13 protein-coding genes and 1 pseudogene are annotated in these 14,916 nt (G+C 70.3%); 9 read left to right on the top strand and 5 right to left on the bottom strand.

Annotation, left to right across the window (positions count from 1 at the left end; genetic code table 11):
- Window positions 1–3: 3 nt before the first annotated feature.
- Window positions 4–87: pseudogene (locus ABCR94_RS39155) on the bottom strand (FAD-dependent monooxygenase); the annotation flags it as partial.
- A 329-nt stretch (window positions 88–416) separates the two neighbouring features.
- On the opposite strand from ABCR94_RS39155, the gene argC reads away from it, so the two are divergent.
- From argC to ABCR94_RS20545, 5 genes are read left to right on the top strand one after another with little or no spacing between them, the layout of a single operon-like run.
- Window positions 417–1,445, top strand: coding sequence for an N-acetyl-gamma-glutamyl-phosphate reductase (argC, locus tag ABCR94_RS20565; protein WP_347121020.1), 1,029 nt, complete (start codon window positions 417–419; stop codon window positions 1,443–1,445).
- Window positions 1,442–2,596, top strand: a complete 1,155-nt coding sequence (argJ, locus tag ABCR94_RS20560; protein ID WP_347121019.1) for a bifunctional glutamate N-acetyltransferase/amino-acid acetyltransferase ArgJ — start codon at window positions 1,442–1,444, stop codon at window positions 2,594–2,596. Before argC ends, argJ begins: the two co-directional genes overlap by 4 nt.
- Window positions 2,593–3,498, top strand: a complete 906-nt coding sequence (argB, locus tag ABCR94_RS20555) for an acetylglutamate kinase (protein WP_347121017.1) — start codon at window positions 2,593–2,595, stop codon at window positions 3,496–3,498. The genes argJ and argB overlap by 4 nt, the downstream gene beginning before the upstream one ends.
- Window positions 3,489–4,682 (top strand): acetylornithine transaminase, encoded by a 1,194-nt coding sequence (locus tag ABCR94_RS20550; RefSeq protein WP_521977493.1) that lies wholly within the window; start codon window positions 3,489–3,491, stop codon window positions 4,680–4,682. The genes argB and ABCR94_RS20550 overlap by 10 nt, the downstream gene beginning before the upstream one ends.
- 17 nt (window positions 4,683–4,699) lie before the next feature.
- Entirely contained in the window at window positions 4,700–5,242 is a 543-nt protein-coding gene (locus ABCR94_RS20545; RefSeq protein ID WP_347121014.1) for an arginine repressor, read from the top strand.
- 218 nt (window positions 5,243–5,460) lie between these two features.
- Here ABCR94_RS20545 and ABCR94_RS20535 read toward each other — a convergent pair whose 3' ends face one another.
- The 3 genes from ABCR94_RS20535 to pdxR all read right to left on the bottom strand — a co-directional run bounded on the left by ABCR94_RS20535 (window position 5,461) and on the right by pdxR (window position 8,991).
- On the bottom strand, window positions 5,461–6,042 hold the full coding sequence (locus tag ABCR94_RS20535; protein ID WP_347121013.1) for a pyridoxamine 5'-phosphate oxidase family protein: 582 nt from the start codon (window positions 6,040–6,042) through the stop codon (window positions 5,461–5,463).
- Window positions 6,043–6,078: 36 nt separating this feature from the next.
- A complete protein-coding gene (locus ABCR94_RS20530; RefSeq protein WP_347121012.1) occupies window positions 6,079–7,437 on the bottom strand; it encodes an NAD(P)/FAD-dependent oxidoreductase in 1,359 nt (452 codons plus the stop codon).
- 153 nt (window positions 7,438–7,590) lie between these two features.
- The gene (gene pdxR / locus ABCR94_RS20525; RefSeq protein ID WP_347121373.1) at window positions 7,591–8,991 is read right to left on the bottom strand and encodes a MocR-like pyridoxine biosynthesis transcription factor PdxR; all 1,401 of its coding nucleotides are present in this window, start codon (window positions 8,989–8,991) and stop codon (window positions 7,591–7,593) included.
- A 181-nt stretch (window positions 8,992–9,172) separates the two neighbouring features.
- Here pdxR and ABCR94_RS20520 point away from each other — a divergent pair, with 181 nt between their 5' ends.
- The 4 genes from ABCR94_RS20520 (at window position 9,173) to ABCR94_RS20505 (ending at window position 14,088) form a co-directional block, all read left to right on the top strand.
- Window positions 9,173–10,369, top strand: coding sequence for an argininosuccinate synthase (locus ABCR94_RS20520; protein WP_347121010.1), 1,197 nt, complete (start codon window positions 9,173–9,175; stop codon window positions 10,367–10,369).
- Between the two features lie 95 nt (window positions 10,370–10,464).
- Window positions 10,465–11,892, top strand: coding sequence for an argininosuccinate lyase (gene argH / locus ABCR94_RS20515; protein WP_347121009.1), 1,428 nt, complete (start codon window positions 10,465–10,467; stop codon window positions 11,890–11,892).
- Between the two features lie 106 nt (window positions 11,893–11,998).
- A complete protein-coding gene (locus tag ABCR94_RS20510; protein WP_347121007.1) occupies window positions 11,999–12,550 on the top strand; it encodes a TetR/AcrR family transcriptional regulator in 552 nt (183 codons plus the stop codon).
- Complete coding sequence (locus tag ABCR94_RS20505; protein ID WP_347121005.1) at window positions 12,547–14,088, top strand: MFS transporter; 1,542 nt, start codon at window positions 12,547–12,549, stop codon at window positions 14,086–14,088. Before ABCR94_RS20510 ends, ABCR94_RS20505 begins: the two co-directional genes overlap by 4 nt.
- Before the next feature lie 85 nt (window positions 14,089–14,173).
- On the opposite strand, the gene ABCR94_RS20500 is transcribed toward ABCR94_RS20505, so the two are convergent.
- Window positions 14,174–14,845, bottom strand: coding sequence for a lysophospholipid acyltransferase family protein (locus tag ABCR94_RS20500; protein ID WP_283518921.1), 672 nt, complete (start codon window positions 14,843–14,845; stop codon window positions 14,174–14,176).
- Window positions 14,846–14,916: the final 71 nt, after the last annotated feature.

Here is a 14,916-nt window from a genome sequence, read left to right as displayed (position 1 = left end):
CACGACCACGTGCACGCCGTGCAGCCGCAATTCGCAGGCCAGCATCAAGCCGGTCGGTCCGCCGCCGACCACGATCACGTCAATCATCAGAACGCCCATTCAACGAGGTTGGCCTCGCACCCATATGCCGACAAAAAGTGATGCACTTCGTGAATCACTGATTTCCACAGGTTCTGGCCTTGGCCGACCATTCTGCGGCAGGACCCTGGTCTTGCCGCAAGGCCCCCCGTGCGCTATATGTTGAGAGTGGCAAGGAGTGGGTAACCCTCCTTGCCTCTGTCATGTGTTGTCCGTTGTGGACGCAGCGAGAGCTTCTTCATCCTCTCGGGCAAGGCCGCTCGGGCGTCGTCGATCGACCATTCATTGCATAAAAGTGCGTCACTGCGTATAGTCATGCCATCGACGAGGAGGGCTCGATGGCCGTACGTGCAGCAGTGGCAGGGGCAAGTGGATACGCGGGCGGGGAACTGCTCCGCCTGCTCGTCGCCCACCCCGGGGTCGAGATCGGAGCCCTGACCGGCCACTCCAGTGCCGGAAAGCGCCTGGGCGCGTTGCAGCCGCATCTGCTGCCGCTGGCCGGCCGGGTGCTTGAGCCCACCACCGCCGAGGTGCTCGCAGACCACGACGTCGTATTTCTGGCGCTTCCGCACGGGCAGTCCGCCGCCGTCGCCGAGCAGCTCGGTGACGAGGTGCTCGTGGTCGACATGGGCGCCGACTTCCGGCTGGCGGACGCGGCCGACTGGGAGAAGTTCTACGGGTCGCCGCACGCCGGGACCTGGCCCTACGGCCTCCCCGAGCTGCCCGGCGCCCGCGCCGCGCTGGCCGGCTCCAAGCGCATCGCGGTGCCCGGCTGCTACCCGACCGCCGTGTCGCTCGCCCTCTTCCCGGCCTACGTCGCGAAGCTCGCCGAACCCGAGGCTGTGATCGTGGCCGCGACCGGTACCTCCGGCGCCGGCAAGGCGCTCAAGCCGCACCTGCTCGGCAGCGAGGTGATGGGCTCGATGTCGCCGTACGGCGTCGGCGGCGGTCACCGGCACACCCCCGAGATGATCCAGAACCTCAGCGCGGCCGCAGGGGAGCGGGTGACGGTCTCGTTCACCCCGACGCTGGCGCCCATGGCCCGCGGCATCCTCGCCACCTGCAGCGTCAGGGCGAAGCCGGGAGTGACCGCGCAGAGCGTGCGGGCCGCGTACGAGAAGGCCTACGCCGACGAGCCGTTCGTGCACCTGCTCCCCGAGGGGCAGTGGCCCGCCACCGCCTCCGTGTACGGCTCCAACGCCGTTCAGATCCAGGTCGCGTACGACGAGGCCGCCCGCCGGATCGTCGCGATCAGCGTCATCGACAACCTCACCAAGGGCACCGCGGGCGGCGCCGTCCAGAGCATGAACATCGCCCTCGGACTCCCCGAGGACACCGGGCTTTCCACGATCGGAGTGGCACCGTGAGCGTCACGGCAGCAAAAGGGTTCACGGCGTCGGGCATTGCGGCCGGGATCAAGGACAGTGGCGGACCCGACCTGGCCCTCGTGGTCAACAACGGGCCCCGCCTGGCCGCCGCGGGCGTCTTCACCTCCAACCGTGTGAAGGCCGCGCCGGTCCTCTGGTCCGAGCAGGTCGTCAAGGGCGGTCAGGTCTCCGCTGTTGTCCTCAACTCCGGTGGCGCCAACGCCTGTACGGGACCTCAGGGCTTCCAGGACACGCACGCGACGGCGGAGAAGACCGCGGAGGTGCTCACAGGGCACAGCGCCGGTGAGATCGCTGTCGCCTCCACCGGGCTCATCGGCATCAACCTGCCCATGGGCAAGCTCCTGCCGGGCATCGAGCAGGCCGCCGCCGAACTCTCCGCGCACGGCGGCGAGAAGGCCGCCATCGCCATCAAGACCACCGACACCGTCCACAAGACGGCCGTCGCGGGCGGCGACGGCTGGACCGTCGGCGGCATGGCCAAGGGCGCGGGCATGCTCGCCCCTGGCCTGGCCACCATGCTGGTCGTGCTGACCACCGACGCCGACTTGCCGGCCGACGCCCTCGACAGGGCGCTGCGCGACGCCGCCCGCAGGACCTTCGACCGCATCGACTCCGACGGCTGCATGTCGACCAACGACACCGTGCTGCTGCTCGCCTCCGGCGCTTCCGAAGTGGCGCCCGGGTACGACGAGTTCGCCGAGGCCGTACGCACGGTCTGCGACGACCTCGCCCGGCAGCTCATCGGCGACGCCGAGGGCTCCAGCAAGGACATTCGTATCGAGGTCATCAACGCGGCGACCGAGGACGACGCCGTGGAGGTGGGCCGCTCCATCGCCCGTAACAACCTCCTCAAGTGCGCCATCCACGGCGAGGACCCCAACTGGGGCCGGGTGCTCTCCGCGATCGGCACCACGCGGGCCGCCTTCGACCCCGACCAGCTCAATGTCGCCATCAACGACATCTGGGTCTGCAAGCGCGGCTCGGTCGGCGAGGACCGCGACCTCGTCGACATGCGCTACCGCGAGGTGAAGATCACCGCGGATCTCGCCGCGGGCACCGAGACGGCCGTCATCTGGGCCAACGACCTCACCGCCGACTACGTCCACGAGAACAGCGCGTACAGCTCATGAGCGCACGCAAGCACACCGCGCTGCCCAAGGCGCAGATCCTCGTCGAGGCACTGCCGTGGCTGACCCGTCACCACGGCCGCACCGTCGTCATCAAGTTCGGCGGCAACGCCATGATCGACGAGGACCTCAAGGCCGCCTTCGCCCAGGATGTGGTCTTCCTGCGCCACGCCGGGCTCAAGCCGGTCGTCGTGCACGGCGGCGGTCCGCAGATCAGCGCCCAGCTGGACCGGCACGGCCTGGTCAGCGAGTTCAAGGCGGGCCTGCGGGTCACCACCCCCGAGGCCATGGACGTCGTACGCATGGTTCTCGCGGGCCAGGTGCAGCGCGAGCTGGTCGGGCTGCTCAACCAGCACGGGCCGCTCGCCGTGGGCATGACGGGCGAGGACGCGCACACCATCACCGCCACCCAGCACTACCCGCTGATCGACGGCGAGTCCGTCGACATCGGCCGGGTCGGCGAGATCACCGAGATCAACACCGGTGCCATCCAGGCCCTGCTCGACGACGGCCGTATCCCGGTCGTCTCGTCCATCGCCCGCAGCGCCGACGACCACCACGTCTTCAACGTCAACGCCGACACCGCGGCCGCCGCCCTCGCCGCTGCCCTGGGCGCCGAGACGCTGATGGTCCTCACCGATGTCGAGGGCCTCTACGAGGACTGGCCCAACAGCGACGAAGTGATCAGCAGGCTGACGGCGAAGGAGCTGGAGAAGCTGCTGCCCGAGCTCTCCAGCGGCATGGTCCCCAAGATGGAGGGCTGTCTGCACGCCGTACGCAACGGGGTCAACACCGCCCGCGTCATCGACGGCCGGGTGCAGCACTCGATCCTGCTGGAGATTTTCACCGACGAAGGCATCGGCACGATGGTCGTGCCCGACGAGCACGAAGGGGAATCGAAGTGACCGCGAACGAGGAGCTGACCCGGCGCTGGCAGAGCGTCATGGCGGACAACTACGGCACGCCGAAGCTGTCGCTCGTCCGCGGCGAGGGCGCCAAGGTCTGGGACGCCGACGGCAACGAATACGCCGACTTCGTCGGAGGCATCGCCGTGAACGCTCTCGGCCACGCCCACCCCGCCGTCGTCGAAGCGGTGTCCCGGCAGATCGCCTCCCTCGGCCATGTCTCGAACCTCTACCTCGCCGAGCCGCCCCTCGCGCTCGCCGAGCGGCTGATCCAGCTCTTCGGCCGCCCCGGCCGCGTCTACTTCTGCAACTCCGGCGCGGAGGCCGTCGAGGCGGCCTTCAAGATCGGGCGACTGACCGGCCGTACGCACATGGTCGCCACCGACGGCGGCTTCCACGGGCGGACCATGGGCGCTCTCGCGCTCACCGGCCAGCCCAAGAAGCGCGAGCCCTTCCTGCCGCTGCCCGGCGACGTCACCCACGTTCCGTACGGCGACGTCGACGCGCTGCGAGCCGCCGTCACCAACGACACCGCGCTGCTGGTCATCGAGCCGATCCAGGGCGAGAACGGCGTGGTCGTACCGCCCAAGGGCTATCTCAGGGCCGCCCGTGAGATCACCCGGGCCACCGGCACGCTGCTTGTCCTCGACGAGGTCCAGACGGGCATCGGCCGCACCGGCCACTGGTTTGAGCACCAGGCGCACGACGGCGTCGAGCCCGACCTCGTCACGCTCGCCAAGGGCCTCGGCGGCGGACTGCCGATCGGCGCGACCGTCGCCTTCGGCCCGGCCGCGGACCTCCTGGAGCCCGGCCAGCACGGCACGACCTTCGGCGGCAACCCCGTCGCCTGCGCGGCCGGACTCGCCGTCCTCGACACCATCGCGGCCGACGGTCTCCTCGATCAGGTCAAGCGGATCGGGGAAAAGCTCCGCGACGGAATCGAGTCACTGGGACACCCTCTGGTCTCCCATGTCCGTGGCGCGGGACTACTCCTGGGTATCGTGCTCACCGAGCCGCTGGCCCTGCAGGTGCAGCAGGCGGCTCAGGACGCCGGTCTCCTGGTGAACGCGCCCGCCCCCGATGTCGTACGGCTCATGCCGGCGCTCGTCATCAACGACGACGAGGTGGAATCGTTTCTCCGGGTCCTGCCCGGCGTTCTCGACACCGCACACGGGGACCGATGATCCGGAGACTGACGACGATGACCGAGGCGCAGGCGAAGGACAACGAGCACAGCGGCCCTGCCGTACCGCAGACCCGTACGGCCAGGCACCGCCGGATCGTGGACATCCTGAACCGGGTGCCGGTGCGTTCGCAGAGCCAGCTGGCCAAGCTCCTCGCCGACGACGGTCTGCACGTCACCCAGGCGACGCTCTCCCGCGACCTCGACGAGCTGGGCGCGGTGAAGATCCGCAACACCGGCGGCGAGCTGATCTACGCGGTACCGAGCGAGGGCGGCTTCCGCACCCCGCACGTACCGCTGGGCGAGTCCGCCAAGGAGGAGCGCATGCGGCGCCTCTCCAGCGAACTGCTGATCTCGGCGGAGGCCTCGGCCAACCTCGTGGTCCTGCGTACGCCGCCGGGCGCCGCCCAGTTCCTCGCCTCGGCCATCGACCAGGCCGAACTGAACGTCATCCTCGGCACCATCGCGGGCGACGACACGCTGCTCCTGATCAGCAGGGACCCGGCGGGCGGTCAGGCGCTCGCCGACCATCTGCTGCGCCTGGCGCAGAACGACCGCTAGCAGAACGTTCGTCAGGAGAGCACGCCCGTCAGGAGGCGGCGGCCGGAGCCTCGGTCGCTGCCTCCGCCTTCCTGCAGCGGTACGACATCCAGGCCGCGGCCGGCGCCCCCGACACGTGGTGCCAGACCGAGAAGACCGCCGGTGGGGACCGTGCTGCCGGCCTCTCGGAGGGGCCTTCCGCTACTCCGTATGCCCGACGCCCCGGCCCCGGGACGGGATCAATCGGCGCGCAGGGGCAGCGGCAGCGGCAGCGCGGGCAGCCCGTCCAGGCTGACCCCGACGTACTCCTTCTTCTCGCAGTACGCGGCGAACTCCTCGTCCGTCTTACGGCCGAAGTGCTCGGCGTGCTGCGTCCGTTCCTCCTGGTACTCCATGAAGGGAACGGCGAAGCCGCAGCTGTCGCTGATCCGCCGGGCATGGACGACCACGATGGCTCGGGCGCTCGGCCCGTCGACGTCCTTGAACCGGGTGATGAGCTCCGCCCACCGGGCGTCGTCCCGGAACACGGCCTCGCCCTGCCCGTGCACGCGCAGCACCTTGGGCGGTCCGCTGAACGCGCACCACATCAGCGTGATGCGCCCGTTCTCCCGGACGTGCGCGACGGTCTCGGCGCCGCTGCCGCCGAAGTCCAGGTAGGCGAGGGTCATTTCGTCCACGACGACGAGGGTCCCGGACCGGCCCTTGGGGGAGATGCTGATGTGTCCGTCGTCGGCCAGCGGCGCAGTGGCGGTGAAGAAGAGGGGCTGATCCTCGATGAAGTCTCGGATCCTGCCGTCTATGCGTTCGTAGAGCTTTCCCATGCCACGGATTATGCGCGACGAGGTACTGGAGGAGTCCTACCCCTTGGTGGTCAGCGGCTTGCTGTGCTCGCGCACCTGGTCCGGGGTGAGATACGCGGTGGCGCTCTCGAAGTCCTGGAGCGTGCCCGCCCGCCGGGCCTGGAAGTCGGTACGGACGAAGTCGTCGCCCGCCACCGCGTTGAGCGCCCAGTTGGTCACCACACGGGTCCTCGCGGTGAACGTGGGCAGCGCCATCAGGTGGTAGCCGCGGGCCACGGCCTGGGCCGGGAGGCCGTGGAGTTCGATGCCGAGAGGCTTGGACACCGCGTCCTTGCCACCCAGGTCCACCACCAGACCGAGGTCCTTGTGCAGGTACGGCTTGAGCGGGGTGCCCCGAAGCCGCGCCATGATGTTGTCCGCCATCGCCCTGCCCTGGCGCTGCGAGTGCTGCGCGGTCGGCGGGCAGATGGCGTCGCCGCCCTTGGCGAGGTCGGGGACGGCCGCGGCGTCGCCCGCGGCGAACAGCCCTTCGTAGCCCGGCACGGTCAGCTCGGCCGTCGCCGCGAGCCGGCCGCGGACGGTCTCCGCCCCCAGGGTCGCCACCAGGGGACTCGCCGCGACGCCCGCCGTCCAGATCAGCGTGTGCGACGGCAGCGTACGGCCGTCGGTGAGCTTGACCGAGGCCGCGTCGACCGAGGCGACCGAGGTGCCGAGCGAGAACTCGACGCCCCGTCGGCGCAGCATGGCCATGGCCTTCTCGCCGAGTTTCTCGCCCAGTTCGGGCAGCAGCCGGGGCGCGAGGTCCACCAGGTGCCACTTGATCAGGGCGCGGTCGAGCCGCGGGTAGCGCTTGGCCGCGGCCGTGGTGAGGCGCTGCAGACAGGCGGCGGTCTCCGTGCCGGCGTAACCGCCGCCGACCACCACGAACTGCAGCCGCGCCGCACGTTCCGCCTCGTCCGTGGTGGCCGCCGCGATGTCGAGCTGGGCGATGACGTGGTCGCGCAGATACGCCGCCTCGGCCAGCGACTTCATGCCGCGCGCATGGGTGGTCAGACCGGGGATGTCGAAGGTGCGGGTGGTGGAGCCTGCCGACAGGACCAGCTGGTCGTACGGCTCCGCGACCACCTCACCGGTGACCTTGCGGATGACACAGACCTTGGCCTTGGCGTCGATGCCGATGGCGCCGCCCGGAATGATGCGGGTGTGGCGCAGTCGGCGGCGCAGTGACACCGCGACGGACTGCGGGGTGAGAACCCCGGCCGCGACATGCGGCAGCAGCGGCAGATAGAGCTGGTAGTCGGACGGCGAGACCAGCACCAGTTCCGCTTCGCCGGGAGACAGCTTCCGTTCCAGCCGGTTCAGGCACTCCACTCCGGCGAAACCCGCGCCGACCACAAGGATCCTCGGTCGCGTCATCGTCTCCACTGCTCCTTACGGGTACCGAAGGCTGTTCCGCTTCTCACCATCGGCGTTCGAACGGGTGGCCGCCCGTCGGCGAGGTGCATTCGGCGGCACCGCGCACATCAGGCCAGTCCCGGCCATCCCCGCAGGGCGTCCAGGCCCGGCCGGTCACAGGGGCGGCAGGGCCCGGCACAGTGCCTCCACCGCCGCCCGGTAGGCGTGGTCAGGTGCCGTGGCGTAACCGACGACCAGCCCGTCGTCGGCGGGCATGGTGGCGGCCGGGTGGCGGAATTCGGCCAGGCCGTCGAGGGCGAGCCCCTGCCACGCGGCGGCCTTCGTGGTGGAGCGCTCGGTGCCCGGCGGCAGCCGCAGCACCGCGTGCAGGCCCGCGGCGATGCCGGTCGCGGTGATGTGCGGGGCGTGCTGCGCGAGGGCGGTGACCAGGTGGTCGCGGCGCGACCGGTAGCGCTGGCGCATGCGCCGGATGTGCCGGTCGTAGTGGCCCGCGCCGATGAAGTCGGCGAGCGTGAGCTGGTCGAGGACGCTCGTCCAGGCCTCGCGCTCGCCCTTGGCGGCCAGGACGGGACCGACGAGGTGCTCGGGCAGGACCAGCCAGCCGAGCCGGAGCGCGGGGGACAGGCTCTTGCTGACGGAGCCGAGGTGGACGACCCGGTCGGGGTCAAGACCCTGCAGGGCGCCGACCGGTTCGCGGTCGTAGCGGAATTCGCCGTCGTAGTCGTCCTCCACGATCACCCCGCCCCGGCCACGGGCCCAGTCGACGGCGGCGGCACGCCGTTTCGCATGCAGCGGGCCGCCCGTCGGGAACTGGTGGGCGGGCGTGAGCAGCACCCCCCGGACGCCCTTCAGGTCCGCCAACTCCCCGGTGCGGGCGCCGTGTTCGTCGAGGGTGAGCGGGACCGTACGGACCGACGCGCCGTCCAGGACGGAGCGGTGGAAGCCGAGACCGTACGACTCCACGGCCAGCGGGCCGCGCAGCACCCCACCCCCGAACAGCAGGCGCAGGGCGTGCCCGACCCCGGCGCAGATCACGATCCGCCCGGGGTCGGTGCGTACCCCGCGGGCCCGCGTCAGGTACCCGGCCAGCGCGTGGCGCAGCTCGAAGCGGCCCTGCGGATCGCCGGGGCCGAAGGCGTCGTTGGGTGCCGCGTTCAGGGCGCGTCGGGCGGCGGCGAGCCAGGCGGCGCGGGGGAAGGACGCGGCGTCCGGCTGGCCCTGCCGCAGATTGTGCGCGGGAGGCGCGGTGTGGGCCGGTGCCTTCTTCGGGACGCGGGCCGGGGCGACGGGGGCGACGGGGGTGGCGCGCGCGGCGACGCGGGTGCCCGAGCCCTGCCGGGCGGTCAGCCAGCCCTCGGCGACCAGCTCCGCGTAGGCGTCGGCCACGGTGTTACGGGCCAGCCCGAGGTCGGCGGCGAGCGACCGGTAGGGCGGCAGCCGGGTGCCCTGGGTCAGCCGGCCGTCCCGTACGGCGTCGCGCAGGGCGCGGATGAGGGCGGCGCGGCGGCTGCCGGGACCCGCGAGCTCCAGATGCAGATCGCTGCCGACCCGCATCGCCGCGTCGGTCCATGAGCGCGCTGAATCCACTGCCTCCGCCGGTCTCCCGGGGCCCTCTGAACGCCGTGAATCCGCTGCCTCCGCCATGGAGCAAGACCCTATCGAGGAGCGCGTTGACGAAACATACGGTGGAGTGCATACTTATACCCATCAGTACATGCATCGTAAGGAGAAGACAGTGACCGAGCGCGTCGTACTCGCCTACTCGGGCGGCCTGGACACCTCAGTCGCCATCGGCTGGATCGCCGAGGAGACGGGCGCCGAGGTCATCGCCGTTGCCGTGGACGTCGGCCAGGGTGGCGAGGACCTGGACGTCATCCGCAAGCGCGCCCTTGCCTGCGGTGCGGTGGAGGCGGAAGTCGCCGACGCCAAGGACGAGTTCGCCGACGAGTACTGCCTCCCGGCGATCAAGGCCAACGCCATGTATATGGACCGGTACCCGCTGGTCTCCGCCCTGTCCCGCCCGACGATCGTCAAGCACCTCGTCGCCGCGGCCAGGAAGCACAACGCGGGCATCGTCGCCCACGGCTGCACCGGCAAGGGCAACGACCAGGTCCGGTTCGAGGCCGGCATCTCCGCACTGGGCCCCGACCTGAAGTGCATCGCCCCGGTCCGCGACTACGCGATGACCCGGGACAAGGCGATCGCCTTCTGCGAGGACAAGAACCTCCCGATCGCGACCACCAAGAAGTCCCCGTACTCCATCGACCAGAACGTCTTCGGACGGGCCGTCGAGACGGGCTTCCTGGAGGACATCTGGAACGGTCCGATCGAGGACATCTACGAGTACACGTCGAACCCGGCGACGCAGCGCGAGGCCGACGAGGTCGTCATCTCCTTCAAGGAGGGCGCCCCGGTCGCCATCGACGGCAAGCCCGTCACCGTCCTGCAGGCGATCCAGCAGCTCAACGAGCGGGCCGGCGCGCAGGGTGTCGGCCGGATCGACATGGTCGAGGACCGGCTCGTGGGCATCAAGTCCCGTGAGGTGTACGAGGCGCCGGGCGCGATCGCACTGATCACCGCCCACCAGGAGCTGGAGAACGTCACCGTCGAGCGTGAGCTGGCCCGCTACAAGAAGCAGGTCGAGCAGCGCTGGGGCGAGCTGGTCTACGACGGCCTGTGGTTCTCGCCGCTCAAGCGGGCCCTGGACGGCTTCATCAACGAGGCCAACCAGCACGTCACCGGCGACATCCGGATGACCCTGCAGGGCGGCCGGGCCGTGGTCACCGGACGGCGCTCCGACGAGTCGCTGTACGACTTCAACCTGGCGACGTACGACTCGGGCGACACGTTCGACCAGTCCAAGGCGCAGGGCTTCATCGAGCTCTTCGGCCTGTCGTCGAAGATCGCCGCCAAGCGTGACCTCCAGGCGTAGCCTGACGCCGACTTGCCCGACCAGCAGGTTGTACCGCCTCCCCGTTCCTCCGCGGCGGGGAGGCGGTCGTACATCCCCCCTTTGAGGAGCAGCAAGTGAGCAGCAACAGTGGTGACGTCCGGCTCTGGGGCGGCCGTTTCGCCGACGGACCGGCCGAGGCCCTGGCGAAGCTGTCCGCCTCGGTCCACTTCGACTGGCGGCTCGCCCCGTACGACATTGCCGGTTCCCGTGCCCACGCGCGCGTGCTCCACAAGGCGGGGCTGCTCACCGAGGACGAACTGACCCGCATGCAGGCCGGCCTCGACGCGCTCGAAGCCGATGTGGCGGACGGCTCCTTCACCGGGACCGTCGCCGACGAGGACGTTCACACGGCCCTGGAGCGCGGGCTGCTGGAGCGGCTCGGCCCGGACCTCGGTGGCAAGCTGCGGGCCGGCCGGTCCCGCAACGACCAGGTCGCGACCCTCTTCCGGATGTATCTGCGCGACCACGCCCGCACCATCGGCGGCCTGGTCGCCGAGCTCCAGGCCGCGCTCGTCGGACTCGCCGAGGCGCACTCCGATGTCGCCATGCCCGGCCGTACGCACCTCCAGCACGCCCAGCCGGTGCTCTTCTCCCACCATGTCCTGGCCCACGTCCAGTCCCTGTCCCGGGACGCGGAGCGGCTGCGGCAGTGGGACGACCGGACGGCCGTGTCGCCCTACGGCTCGGGCGCCCTGGCCGGATCCTCGCTCGGCCTCGACCCCGAGGCGGTCGCCGCCGACCTGGGCTTCGAGAACGGCTCCTGCGGCAACTCGATCGACGGAACGGCATCGCGCGACTTCGTCGCCGAGTTCGCCTTCATCACCGCCATGATCGGCATCAATCTCTCCCGGATCGCGGAAGAGATCATCATCTGGAACACGAAGGAGTTCTCCTTCGTCACCCTGCACGACGCCTTCTCCACCGGCTCGTCGATCATGCCGCAGAAGAAGAACCCGGACATCGCGGAGCTGGCGCGCGGCAAGTCGGGCCGTCTCATCGGCAACCTCACCGGCCTGCTGGCGACGCTGAAGGCGCTGCCGCTCGCGTACAACCGTGATCTCCAGGAGGACAAGGAGCCGGTCTTCGACTCCTGCGACACCCTCGAAGTCCTGCTGCCCGCCTTCACCGGCATGATGGCCACGCTCACCGTCAACCGTGAGCGGATGGCGGAGCTGGCACCGGCCGGGTTCTCGCTCGCCACCGACATCGCCGAGTGGCTGGTCAGGCAGGGCGTCCCGTTCCGGGTCGCGCACGAGGTCGCGGGCGAGTGTGTCAAGGAGTGCGAGCAGCAGGGCATCGAGCTGGACGGGCTCACCGACGAGCAGTTCGCGAAGATCTCCCCGCATCTGACCCCCGAGGTGCGCACAGTCCTCAATGTCACCGGATCCCTCGCCTCCCGCGACGGCCGCGGCGGCACGGCACCCTCCGCCGTCGCCGTCCAGCTCGCCGAGGTCAAGCAGGACCTGGCGGTCCAGCACGCCTGGGCCACCGCCAAGAAGTAGGGATCCCTGGGGCAACGATCCCTGGGGCAACGGTTCCTGGATGTAAAGGTCGCTCCACCATAACCACGATGAGACATGCATGTCTCATCGTGGTTATGGTTGTCTCATGACAGTCGACCGCCAACAGGTGCTGCGCACCGCCGCCGCCCTTCTCTCGCGCAAGGCGACCGCCACGATGGACGAGGTCGCCCGGGCCGCGGGCATCGGCAGGGCCACCCTCCACCGCCACTTCGCCGGGCGTGACGCCCTGGTCAAGGCGCTGGAGGACTTCGGCCTCCAGGAGCTGGAGGCGGCGCTCGACGCCACCAGGCTCGACGAGGACCGGGCCGAGGACGCGCTGCGGCGGCTCATCGCCGAGCTGGAGCCGGTCGCCGGTCTCCTCGCCTTCCTCGTCACCGAGAACCAGCTCTTCGAGAGCGAGCAGATCAACGACGGCTGGGCCCGGCTGGACGCCCGCGTCTCCGCGCTCTTCCGGCGCGGACAGGAGCGGGGCGAGTTCCGTATCGACCTCACCCCGGCCTGGCTGACCGAGGCGCTGTACGGGCTGGTGGGCGCCGGCGCGTGGTCCGTGCACGATGGGCGGGTCGCCGCCAAGGACTTCCAGTACATGATCGTCGAGTTGCTGCTCGGCGGGGCACGGCGGAGCGTGGAGAAATGACCAGCGCTGATCAGCACGCGAAGCAGCCGGACGCGGTGCGCGGACCCGGCCGCTGGCTCGCGCTCGCCGTTCTTGTTCTCGCGGTACTGCTCGTCGCCGTCGACGCGACCGTGCTCGGCCTCGCGACGCCCTTCCTGAGCGAGGACCTCAAGCCGTCCGGCACCCAGCTGCTGTGGATCGGCGACGTCTACTCGTTCGTCATCGCCGGTCTGCTGGTCTCCATGGGCAGCCTCGGCGACCGGATCGGCCGCAAGAAACTGCTGCTTGTCGGCGCCGTCGCCTTCGGCGGGGTCTCCGTGCTCAACGCCTACGCCACCAGCCCCGAGATGATGATCGTCGCCCGCGCACTGCTCGGCGTGGCCGGTGCGACCCTGATGCCGTCCACCCTCGCGCTGATCCGCAACATCTTCCACGACGCCAAGGAGCGCAGCCTCGCCATCGGCATCTGGGGCGCCGCGGCGTCCGCGGGCGCCGCCGTCGGCCCTGTCGTCGGCGGCTTCCTGCTCGAACACTTCTGGTGGGGCTCGGTCTTCCTAATCAACCTGCCGGTGATGGCGGTCCTGGTGATCGTCGGCATCAAGCTGCTGCCCGAGTCGAAGAACCCGGCGCCGGGCCCGTGGGACCTGCTCAGCGTCGGCCTTTCGCTCGTCGGCATGGTCGGCGTCGTATACGCAGTCAAGGAGGCGGCGGCGCACGGCTTCCACTGGTACGTCGTCGCGGCGGCGGTCGTCGGGGCGGGCGCCCTCTACTGGTTCGTACGGCGCCAGTTCACGCTGCCCGCGCCGCTGCTCGACATGCGGCTGTTCCACCACCGCGGATTCTCCGGGGCGGTCCTCGCGGACCTGCTGACCATCCTCGGCCTGTCCGGCCTGGTCTTCTTCCTCTCGCAGTTCCTGCAACTCGTCCAGCTACACTCGCCCCTGGACGCCGGGCTCATCGAGCTGCCCGCCGCGGTCGGCGCGGTGGGGGCGGGCCTCATGGCGGGCTACACGGCGCGCCGGGCCTCGGTCCGCAGCGCGGTCTCCGGTGGCCTGCTGGCCCTCGCTCTGTCCCTGGCGGTGTGCACGGTGGTCTCGGCGGACACCGGCGTCGTGGCGCTGGGCCTGGCCCTGTTCCTCGGCGGCATCGGCGCGGGCATGGCCTTCACCGTCACCGCGGACGTCATCCTTTCCAGTGTCCCCAAGGAGCAGGCGGGCGCCGCATCCGCCGTGTCCGAGACGGCGTACGAACTGGGCGCGGCGCTCGGCATCGCCCTGCTCGGCTCGATCGTGACCGGCATCTACCGCGGCTTCACCGTGCCCCCGGGCGTCCCCCGTGAGGTGGCCGACGCAGCCCACGAGTCGCTCGGCGGCGCCGTGCAGTCGGCGAAGGAGCTGTCACCTGAGGTGAGCGCGCAACTGCTCGCGTCGGCGCAGAGCGCCTTCACCGACGGCTTCCAGACGGCCGCCGCGGTGGGCTCGGCGCTGCTCTTCGCCACCGCGGTCGCCGCGTGGTTCATGCTCCGCGGCCAGAAGCTGGAGGACGGCGTGGAGCACTGACGGCGTAGCGCGCGCACGGAGATACGGCGGAGGGGCGGGCCACCTGGTGGCCCGCCCCTCCGCCGTACCCAAGCCGCCGCGCCGGTCAGGCGGCCTTTGCCTTCGTCGCGTACATGTCGACGTACTCCTGGCCGGACAGCCGCATGACCTCGGCCATCACCGAGTCCGTCACCGCGCGCAGCACATAGCGGTCGCGGTCCATGCCCTCGTAGCGCGAGAACTCCATCGGCTCGCCGAAGCGGACCGTGACCTTGCCGGGCCGCGGCAGCCCGGCGCCGCCTGGCTGCAGCTTGTCCGTACCGATCATCGCGAACGGCACCACCGGCGCACCGGTCATCAGCGTGAGACGGGCGATGCCCGTACGGCCTCGGTAGAGACGGCCGTCGGGGGAGCGGGTGCCCTCCGGGTAGATGGAGAAGACCTTGCCCTCTTCGAGTACCCGGCGGCCGGTCATCAGCGCGGCGACACCGCCACGGCCACCGTCACGGTCCACCGGGATCATTCCGCAGCTGGTGAAGAACCAGGCCATCAGCCTGCCCTTGAACCCCTTACCGGTGACGTAGTCGTCCTTGCCGATGTAGAAAACCTGCCGGTCACAGCAGATCGGCATGATCATCGAGTCGATGAACGTCAGGTGGTTTCCGGCGAGGATGACCGGTCCGGTCCCGGGAATGTTCTGTGCGCCTTCCACGCGTGGGCGGAACATCAGGCGCATGATCGGTCCGAGCACTGCCTTGATGAGCGCGTGACGGGACAACGCTTCCTCCGGTGTTGTGGCTGGGCGGGCTGGTCGTGAGCGAAGTCTGTGCAGGTGAGGACGATACTCGC

This window comes from Streptomyces changchenzhani (assembly GCF_039766235.1).
Taxonomy (GTDB): domain Bacteria; phylum Actinomycetota; class Actinomycetes; order Streptomycetales; family Streptomycetaceae; genus Streptomyces.
This window is presented reverse-complemented; position numbering and strand designations above follow the sequence as displayed.